The 1,783-nt window shown below is 42.4% G+C and carries 3 protein-coding genes; all 3 read right to left on the reverse strand.

Translation table 11 applies throughout. The annotated features are described in order from the left end of the window. Nucleotides 1-1,144: recombinase family protein (locus ACLU24_RS06565; protein WP_412611207.1), on the reverse strand; the 1,144-nt coding region annotated here is incomplete at its 3' end. Nucleotides 1,145-1,148: 4 nt separating this feature from the next. Next, nucleotides 1,149-1,319, reverse strand: a complete 171-nt coding sequence (locus ACLU24_RS06570) for an SHOCT domain-containing protein (RefSeq protein WP_412611330.1) — start codon at nt 1,317-1,319, stop codon at nt 1,149-1,151. Then, complete coding sequence (locus tag ACLU24_RS06575) at nt 1,291-1,761, reverse strand: helix-turn-helix domain-containing protein (protein WP_412611208.1); 471 nt, start codon at nt 1,759-1,761, stop codon at nt 1,291-1,293. Before ACLU24_RS06575 ends, ACLU24_RS06570 begins: the two co-directional genes overlap by 29 nt. Between the last annotated feature and the right edge of the window lie 22 nt (nt 1,762-1,783).

The following is a 1,783-nucleotide window of genomic DNA, read 5'->3' on the forward strand; positions in this document are numbered from 1 at the left end:
CTTCTGTACCGAGCACCTCACAACACAATCTCTTTAATATATGGTCGGGAATTTCTCTTGTCGGGCAGCGGCAGTCTTTCTTCTTTTTTGAACCGCATACCCAACTCACCACCTTATCTCCACGCTCGGTCATTTTGGCTCTGTTATTTCGGATATTCCGCATAAAACTGATGCCGCAGTGTTCGCACTTGATTTTTCCTGTAAAGCAGGTGATGTTCAGGCTTTTGTTTGCCAACGCACCAAGTTCACGCCTTCTTGCCATTTCTGCCTGTACATAATCGAATACGGCTTTATCAATTATCGGCTCATGTGTGTTTTCTACATAATACTTTGGCAGTTCTCCACGGTTCTTTTTTCTCTGTTTGCTGATAGGGTCGGAGATAAATTCCTTCTGAAAGAGCATATTGCCTGTGTAGGTGATGTTTTCAAGCACCTTTCGTATATTGGAATCGACCCATCGGCAGCCCTGTCTTGTGGTGATACCTTCGGCAGCAAATTCACGCTCTGTTTCAAGTCTTGATTTGCCGTCAAGAAAATTCTGAAAGATACGCTTTACAATATTCGCTTCTTCGGGAACAATAACCAGTACATCACCCTCCCAGCGATAACCATAAACTGTAAAATGACCGCTGGCTGTTATCATTCCGTTTTGCATCCTTTTGCGGATACCCCATTTAACATTATCGGAAATGCTGCGGCTTTCTTCCTGTGCAAATGACGCAAGAATAGAAAGCATAAGTTCTCCGTCACCTGACATGGAGTTTATTTTTTCCTTTTCAAATCTTACCTCAATGCCGAGTGATTTCAGATGCCGCACCGTTTCAAGCAGGTCAACCGTATTCCTTGCAAATCTTGATATAGATTTTGTCAGGATAATATCGATTTTACCCTTTTCGCAATCTGCAAGCATACGCTGAAATTCTTCACGCCTGACCTTGTTCGTTCCGCTGATAAAATCGTCAGCGTATACTCCCACATATTCCCAGTCAGGATTTTTCTGTATCAGACTGCTGTAATAGCTGATCTGTGCCGAAAGGGAATGGAGCATTCTTTCCGACTGCATAGAAACCCTTGCATAAGCAGCCACTTTTTTTCGATGCTTTATGCTCGGAACAGTCGGCTCAATTCTGGTGATTTTTCGCATAATATCAAGCCTCCTCGGTACTATACATCACTCTATCTGCAGGATTAGTCAACCGAATATCAGAAAAAAGTGTACCGAAAACAGGCTTGTATTTTTGTGTAAACATTGTATCAATCCGACAATACTCTTTTTCGGATATAACACCGTCAGACAGCATTTTTCGTGCAAGGTGCATCGTTGTCTGATACAGTTTTTCGTTCCTGAATGTGCTTGATATGCTTGTCACTGTCACCACCTCCGAACCTCATCTTGAAATAACAACCCCGACTGCAAAATTTTCTCTGAGCATAAGCCTGAAATTCTTTTCCGCAACAGGAACATTTACAGCGGTCGGCAGATTTCAGCTTTACTTCGCTGCGACGGGTGTTCCACCAAAGCATCCTGCACTTATCCGAACAGAACTTTTTCTCTCTTGTTCCGAAAGGCTGTATGATAGGTTTACCACATTCCTTACAGCAAAGCTGATTTTCGTCATTTGACGCATTTGATGTATTGCTGTTTCTTCTGTAAAACGATTTGATAGAATTCACCGATATATCCAGTTTTTCTGCAATAGCTGCAAAAGTCATACCTTGATCACGCAGCTTTACAACAAGTGCCTTTTGTTCCTTAGTCATGCAAACACCCCCGCATAAAAAA

It is taken from the genome of Pseudoruminococcus sp., from assembly GCF_047012705.1.
Taxonomy (GTDB): Bacteria; Bacillota; Clostridia; order Oscillospirales; family Acutalibacteraceae; genus Pseudoruminococcus.

Bases quoted from the DNA above. Each gene is read 5' to 3' on its own strand.
- ACLU24_RS06575 (WP_412611208.1), bottom strand. From the start codon at position 1,761: ATGACTAAGGAACAAAAGGCACTTGTTGTAAAGCTGCGTGATCAAGGT.
- ACLU24_RS06570 (WP_412611330.1), bottom strand. From the start codon at position 1,319: ATGCACCTTGCACGAAAAATGCTGTCTGACGGTGTTATATCCGAAAAA.